This is a genomic window from Thioalkalivibrio sp. ALMg13-2 (genome assembly GCF_000381185.1).
GTDB lineage: Bacteria > Pseudomonadota > Gammaproteobacteria > Ectothiorhodospirales > Ectothiorhodospiraceae > Thioalkalivibrio > Thioalkalivibrio versutus.
In genome coordinates this window covers 36,630-43,979 of record NZ_KB906121.1, presented here as the reverse complement: position 1 = coordinate 43,979, position 7,350 = coordinate 36,630, and the positions used below count along the sequence as shown (strand labels likewise).

Sequence of the window (7,350 nt, the reverse complement as noted above, 5' to 3'; positions counted from 1 at the left end):
CTCGAAGCGCTTGCGCCACTTGCTCACCGTCTCCGCCGAGACGCCAACCCGCGCGCCAATCTCCGAAGCCTTCAGGCCTCGCGTGCTCAGCAGAATCATGCGCGCGCGCTGTTGTTCCGCCGCGGGCATCTGGCGCCGCCGCAGCCAGCTCTCGAGCTCGTCGCGTTCGGCTTCGCTGATCGTCAACGTCTTGATCGGTCGTCCCATTCCGGTCGCCTCCCGAGTGCCTGTTATCAGGATACAGGGGGACAGTCACGGAGTCGATGAACTTTTGTTAAAGGACACTAGGGAAACACTGATTAATGTACGCACTCGCGCTCGAGTCGCTTTTGCGTGCGAACAAGGCGCGGTGACTGCCGTGCCGTCATTCTGCACAAGGGAGCCGCAACCGTTCGGCGACGGGGTCGGACCACGAGAACCTACTGACTTCATGGATTTATATCGCGCCAACCCCCCTCTCTAGAGGCTTATCCGCCCTATTTCGCCGTCAAAACCGTTGATCTACCCCATAACTCGCCCCATCGTCGCGCACCCTTGCGGTATCCCCCGTCTGTCCACGTCGCGCTCCGGCGACCGCACCCCCAACGCCCGGTGCACTTCGTCCACATACGGCCGGTCCCCTACCGCGACGGCCGTCGTCCACCACTCATCCCGACTGGCGCGATCCGAGGCCAGCGCCTCCTCCACCCACAAACGATGACACTCTCTCAGCTCGGCTACGGAACCGATCTCCAGCGTATCCAGCAGGGCCTGGTCATCAATGACTCGGTAACGGTCCGGTGGTGCCTGGATCTCCCGATATCCGCTGGCTTCCCACTCCGATGGATGCCTCACCACCCCCGCCCGGACCATGTTCAAGTCGATGTACACCAGGCAGCGCGCGAGGTGGGCCCCGGTCTGCACGGCAGTGGCATGGTAGCGGTCTTCCCAGAAAGCGCCCTTGCGCGCCTTCCGCCGGTTGTATGACTGGCCAACCCGGCCCGCCATCAACTGCATGGAACGCGCAATCTCGCCTCCGCCCCCATCGCGCACCAGCAGGTGTACATGGTTGGAGGTCACTATGTAGTTGAGCACACAGAGTCCGTAACGCTGGCGCGCCTGGTACAGCCAGTAGCGCCAGAGCCTCCGGTCGCGGGCAAACTTCAGCAGAAACTCCTGCTTGTGACAACGATGGGTAACGTGCCAGACATGGCCCGGCAGATGATGGCGATTCGCCCGTGGCATGGCTTCCCTCCCTGGAATGCCCATTTGATGGCCGAAATGACCGATTTAAGCTCGAATCGCACCCTTCCTAGACCGGTCTACCGCTGTTTTTCCATAGGTTACCGAGGTCCGACCCCGTTATTCTCGCTCATGGCCTGGGCGTCAAGCCATCATGGCCCTGGCGTGGAACGCCAAGTGTTCGCCGATAAAGGTCGCAATGAAGTGGTAGCTGTGGTCATACCCCTCCTGCATGCGCAGCTCCAGCGGGATCTTGCGTGCCACGCAGGCGGCCTGGAGGTTCTGGGGAAACAGCTGCTCAGCCAGGAACTCGTCGGCAGTGCCCTGGTCGATCAGCGCCGGAGGCAGTGGCGCACCGGCGTTGACGAGGCAGGTAGCATCAAACTCCTCCCAGGCCTTTCGGTCATCACCCAGATAGGCGCTGAAGCAGCCCTCGCCCCACGGGCTGATCACCGGATTGCAGATGGGTGAGAACGCAGAGACCGAGGCATACATGCCGGGATTCTTCAGCGCGCAGACAAGCGCTCCATGCCCTCCCATGGAATGCCCGCTAATGGCGCGCTTGCCGGGAATGACAGGAAAATTCGCCTCGATGAGCGGGGGCAGCTCGTCGGTGACGTAATCATACATGTGATAGTGCGTCGCCCACGGCGGCTGAGTGGCGTTGACATAGAACCCCGCACCCTGACCCAAGTCGTAGCGCTCCGCAACGTCCGGCACACCCTCGCCCCGGGGACTGGTATCGGGCATGACCAGGATCAGACCCAGCTCGGCGCAGTAGCGCTGGGCACCCGCCTTCACCCGCACGTTGTCATCGGTGCAGGTCAGACCTGACAGCCAGTAGACCACCGGAAGTTGCTGGCTGGCGGCCTGGGGCGGGAGGTAGACCGAGAAGGTCATGGCGCACCGGCATGCGGACGATTCATGTTCCCAACGTTCGAGCCAGCCGCCGAACTCCTTGATGCGTTCAAGCTGTTTCATCATCAACCTCAGAAAATGATCACAGAGCGGATGCTCTTGCCCTCGTGCATCAGGTCGAAGGCGCGGTTGATGTCCTCCAGGGGCATGGTGTGGGTGACCAGGCTGTCCAGCTCGATCTTGCCGGCGATGTAGTTGTCCACGTAGCCCGGCAGCTGGGATCGCCCCTTCACGCCGCCGAAGGCCGTGCCTTTCCACGTACGGCCCACCACCAGGTTGAAGGGCCGGGTGCTGATCTCCTGTCCGGCACCGGCAACACCGATCACGGTAGAGACACCCCAGCCCATGTGGGTGCACTCAAGGGCATCGCGCATGACGTTCACATTGCCGATGCACTCAAATGAGTAATCGACCCCGCCCTTGGTCAGCTCCCGGATGTATTCCACCATGGACCCGTTCACCTCGCTGGGATTGATGCAATCCGTGGCCCCCAGGGCCCTGGCCATCTCGAACTTGTCCGGGTTCAGATCAATGGCCAGGATGCGGCTGGCCTTGGCCATCACCGCCCCCTGGATACACGAAAGACCGATACCCCCCAGGCCGAACACCGCCACCGTGGAGCCCGGCTCGACCTTGGCGGTGTTGAGCACCGCGCCGATGCCGGTGGTGACACCGCAGCCCAACAGGCAGACCTTGTCCAGGGGCGCTTGCGGATTGATCTTGGCCAGCGCGATCTCCGGCACCACGGCGTACTCGGCGAAGGTGGAGCACCCCATATAGTGATAGATCGGCTTGCCGCCCTGGGAGAAGCGGCGGGTGCCGTCGGGCATGTAGCCGGTCCAGACTGTGTCGGCGATGGACTGGCACAGGTTGGTCTTGGTCGAGGCGCAGTACTCGCAGTGGCCACACTCCGGGATATAGAGCGGAATGACGTGGTCGCCGGGCTTGAGGGTCTTCACCCCGGGCCCGCACTCGAGCACCACGCAGCCACCTTCGTGGCCCAGGATGCTGGGGAACACACCCTCAGGGTCATCCCCCGACAGGGTGAATGCGTCCGTGTGACACACACCGCTGGCAACCACTTGCAAAAGCACCTCACCCTCCCGTGGCCCTTCGACATCGACCTCCTCGATGGACAAGGGCTTATTGGCTTCCCAGGCGACAGCGGCACGTGCTTTCATGGACAGGCTCCTCATAGATTACCGAATAGGATAGCGAATCAGGGTATACGGTGCCGAACTGCACAAGCCGGCCAATACGGAGCCAAAGCCCGGCCACCGGTCCACCCGCCCCCAACCCAACCAGCCGCAGCGCGCCAACATACCCATCGGCCTGCCGTGGCCAGCCGACGCGACAACACACCCCCGGTATGGGTATCTTGTGGCCCCGGAACAAGGAGTTCCGCTTCCGGCCCCGAAACCGGGCGCGCCGGAATGGCAATGACAGGGAGAGAGCCGTCAAGAATCATGGGTGTCCTCTTCTTTCAGTTATCATCCTAGAAATTATGTGAATGTATTCTGGCATCCCTTCGACCAGATTTTTCCCAGCCTTAGCGCGCGAGTGAAGCTCCATCAACAGGACCGCATTGCGCTGCGCCCTCACATCACGAATGTCCACCTCATCCATGTCGGGAATGATGCTTCCATAATGACCAATTCCCGCAATGATAGAGCGCCATCGCGTTGCATGTGCATCGGTTGCGCCCGTGAACACATAGGCGCCTGCCGCCGCTAGCGCGTCAGCTATCTGCACCCCATGTGAGATTTTTGAGTCCCGGAGCTGGATAGGCCCCGACAGATTGAACGTAATCGGGTGCCGTTCTCCGAAAGCATCGCTAAACACCCGATCCTCCCGACCTATCATCACATCAAAGGCGCTTTGATCATGCTGCAGCGGTTTCGCAGGATCGCAAACAGCCGTTATCTGATCGTATTCTGTCCCCCAGTTTGCGAGCAGGGTGAATAGTGCCGTGTCCGTCAAATCGAGGATCCACTTCCCTAGCCCGGCGTCACCAATAGCGCGAAGCTCTTTGCGCACATCGTCCGCCATGCACTGCGCAAATTCACGGATTTGAACGAGTATGGGGGAATTTTCTGGATGAACAGACGAGGCAAATATGCTACCAAGTTTGGCTTCATCCCTAGTTCTCATTAGCTCTTCAAATTCGGCAAATATATCCTCGGCACCCGCGCCGCGAGCGACGAACTCAATATAGAGCATATTCGCTATAAATTTGTGGAACCCTACTCTGTAGAAAACCGAGTTTATCTCGGATAGACAAGGCTCGAAGATGTACTCGAAAAGCTTGCAAGCGAGTGCGTATTTCTTGTCCGATACTGACAGCTTCACTCGCCCTTCGAAGTGACTTATTATCTCGTCGACGGCCCTTCTTCCGCGATTGAACCGTATAAGATTTCGCCCCTTAAGCTCGCCCCCCTGGATCCCGTACCGCCTAATGACGCTCTCAACAACTTCCTTCGCTTCGTGGTCATCGGACGCTACGGATGCATATACGAAATACTTTTGGTCGGGATGTAGAAGATTGTTTCCCGTGAAGCCGGACTCGTCGAAGTAGATGTGCTGAGCCAATGGTTCCTCCGGCGGTTTGTGGAACTTTGACGCGAATCATCATGCACGCGATTGCGGAAGCTTCGCCTGCATGAATTTCTTATCTATCCCTGCATTCTTGTCGAGTTCTAAAGCACACCAAAAGACGGTTTTATTATTCTTGAACTAAATGATAATTGTCACGCAAACAAAGGCTCGCGGAGAAAACAATATTTCAGCCATACACAGTCACCCCCAGGCCCCGAGAATGCCCATAATACAAGCGTATTCAAAGTAATTAATATAACGGCCTGAAATGCAGAAATATGCCCCCCATAACCTCCCTCCTTGAAGCTTCGGAGTGCCTCTACTTCGGTCACCGAAAAGCACTCATTGCGCCTCTCAAAGAAGAGCACCAACAATGGTAGTCAAACCAGCGCCACGGCCGACGAATCGTAGACACCTAACGTTGAGACACCTAGGTTTTATTTTTCCTGGATGCCCGGAGATCGAGTTGGACGTTACCCGAAAACGATATTCGAAAAAGAGAGAGCCAAATAAACCAGCACAAATGTCCAAACAAAGTAGTTGCTCAAACGAGCCGATATTGCGAACAACCAGTGTGCCCGCTCGCCCCGACGATATCCATTCTCATGAATCCGCACAATCGGAGAGCCACCGTCCATGAAAACTCTGACTGCCTCGTTGAATATAAAAATATCTTTTGTCCACGCATCAAATTCTACTTCCTCGCCCGGCCTCAACGAATCAATATGCGCAGAGTCGCCACCCCACCCTGTGGAACAATCATTTTTTAGAATATAAAACGCATGCTCAACCCGTAAAGATATGTTGTTCGCCTGCAGTTGGCCATGGTTTTTTATTATTATTCTGTAGAAAAATGACTGGGACGACGAGTACCGCCACCGCGAGACATTTGCGAACTCCTGAAGGGTTTTGAAAGTTCGGTGTTCTATCTGGGCGCGATCGGCTATCCAGCTCTCCGCGTTTTTACTTATCAACTGTTCGATTTGTTCGGTGAATAAATCACTAGAAGCTTCCTGACCGGCTGCCTCTAGCGCGCCCTGAAGATCAGGTGGAAGTCTTAATTCATGCTTGAAAACCTCGACATGCACCCTAGACCTTCTTTGGCTTTCCAAATACAAGTAATAGCCACCCACTAAAATGGTAGTTAGAGCAGCAACGGCGCCAGCCAGCTCTATAGCTAATTCGGTCACTTGTTCAAACCCATGGTATCCATACACCTAGAACACACAGAGCAAGTGATCCGAAGGTCCGCACCCAACTCCACATACAGGAAGGGAGCACCATACGGTGCCCCCTTCCCCTTCTTGTGGAGTATTACCATTTCCCGCCTTTTCCAATCCATATGGCCTCGCCGCCTCAATCCCAGCTCAACGCCCCACCCGTCTGATACTCCGTAACCCGCGTTTCAAAGAAGTTCTTCTCCTTCTTGAGATCGAGCACCTCGCTCATCCACGGGAACGGGTTGTCCGCACCCGGGTACATCTCGGCCAGGCCGATCTGCGCGCAGCGTCGGTTGGCGATGAAGTGCAGGTATTCCTCGAACATCTGCGCGTTCATGCCGAGCACGCCGCGGGGCATGGTGTCGCGGGCGTACTGCGCCTCGAGCTCCACCGCATCACGGATCAGGGTGCGCATCTCATCCTTGAAATCTTCGGTCCACAGGTGCGGGTTTTCGACCTTGATCTGGTTGATCACGTCGATGCCGAAGTTCATGTGCATGGACTCGTCGCGCAGGATGTACTGAAACTGCTCGGCCACGCCGGTCATCTTGTTGCGCCGGCCCATGGAGAGGATCTGCACGAAGCCGACGTAGAAGAAGATGCCCTCGAACACCACGTAGAACGCGATCAGTTCGCGCAGCAGCTTCTGGTCCGCCTCCGGCGTGCCGGTGCGGAAGTTCGGGTCCGCCAGGTGCTTGGTGAACGGCAGGGCCCATTCGGCCTTGACGGCGACGGAGGGCACCTCGCGGTACATGTTGAAGATCTCGCCCTCGTCCAACCCCAGGGACTCCACGCAGTACTGGTAGGCGTGGGTGTGGACTGCTTCCTCGAAGGCCTGGCGCAGCAGGTACTGGCGGCACTCGGGGTTGGTGATGTGGCGGTACACGGCCAGCACCAGGTTGTTCGCCACCAGCGAATCGGCGGTGGAGAAGAAACCCAGGTTGCGCTTGACGATGGTGCGCTCGTCCTCGGTCAGACCATTCGGGTCCTTCCACAGGGCGATGTCCGCATTCATGTTGATTTCCTGCGGCATCCAGTGGTTGGCGCAGCCATCCAGGTACTTCTGCCAGGCCCACTTGTACTTGAAGGGCACGAGCTGGTTGAGGTCCGCGTGGCAGTTGATGATCTTCTTGTCATCCACGCGGATGCGCTCGGCACCCATCTCGATGTCTTCCAGGCCGGTGCCGGTCAGGGCCTCCTCGTTGGGCTCGGCCAGCGGCTGGCCGGCGTTCTCCGGTTCCGGCGGGACGCTGGGCGCGGCACCGGCGGTGCTCATCAGGGCTTCGTTCTCCTGAAAGCCCATGCCCGGGCGTACGGCGGGTTGTTTCTGGCCTTCGCCTTTTACGGCGGCAATCGGATCGTCCCAGGAAAGCATAGTGTCCCTCTTCTTTCGGTG

General features: G+C 58.0%; 6 protein-coding genes and 1 pseudogene. All 7 read right to left on the bottom strand.

Annotated elements, in window-relative coordinates:
- Positions 1-207, bottom strand: a 207-nt coding sequence (locus F618_RS14910) for a helix-turn-helix domain-containing protein (protein WP_038071601.1), incomplete at its 3' end; no start/stop codon positions are given.
- A 280-nt stretch (positions 208-487) separates the two neighbouring features.
- Positions 488-1,224: pseudogene (locus F618_RS14905) on the bottom strand (transposase).
- A 141-nt stretch (positions 1,225-1,365) separates the two neighbouring features.
- Positions 1,366-2,205: an S-formylglutathione hydrolase gene (fghA, locus tag F618_RS0112240; RefSeq protein ID WP_019563960.1), complete on the bottom strand. Its 840-nt coding sequence runs from the start codon at positions 2,203-2,205 to the stop codon at positions 1,366-1,368.
- A 5-nt stretch (positions 2,206-2,210) separates the two neighbouring features.
- Positions 2,211-3,320, bottom strand: coding sequence for an S-(hydroxymethyl)glutathione dehydrogenase/class III alcohol dehydrogenase (locus F618_RS0112235; RefSeq protein ID WP_019568728.1), 1,110 nt, complete (start codon positions 3,318-3,320; stop codon positions 2,211-2,213).
- 283 nt (positions 3,321-3,603) lie between these two features.
- Positions 3,604-4,728, bottom strand: coding sequence for a DUF3800 domain-containing protein (locus F618_RS0112230; RefSeq protein WP_019568727.1), 1,125 nt, complete (start codon positions 4,726-4,728; stop codon positions 3,604-3,606).
- A 479-nt stretch (positions 4,729-5,207) separates the two neighbouring features.
- On the bottom strand, positions 5,208-5,924 hold the full coding sequence (locus F618_RS16015) for a hypothetical protein (protein WP_155998026.1): 717 nt from the start codon (positions 5,922-5,924) through the stop codon (positions 5,208-5,210).
- Between the two features lie 166 nt (positions 5,925-6,090).
- Positions 6,091-7,329 (bottom strand): ribonucleotide-diphosphate reductase subunit beta, encoded by a 1,239-nt coding sequence (locus F618_RS0112225; protein WP_018168655.1) that lies wholly within the window; start codon positions 7,327-7,329, stop codon positions 6,091-6,093.
- Positions 7,330-7,350: the final 21 nt, after the last annotated feature.

Excerpts from the sequence above, each read along its gene's own strand:
- fghA (WP_019563960.1), bottom strand. The coding sequence starts at position 2,205 with ATGATGAAACAGCTTGAACGCATCAAGGAGTTCGGCGGCTGGCTCGAA.
- F618_RS0112225 (WP_018168655.1), bottom strand. The coding sequence starts at position 7,329 with ATGCTTTCCTGGGACGATCCGATTGCCGCCGTAAAAGGCGAAGGCCAG.
- F618_RS0112235 (WP_019568728.1), bottom strand. The coding sequence starts at position 3,320 with ATGAAAGCACGTGCCGCTGTCGCCTGGGAAGCCAATAAGCCCTTGTCC.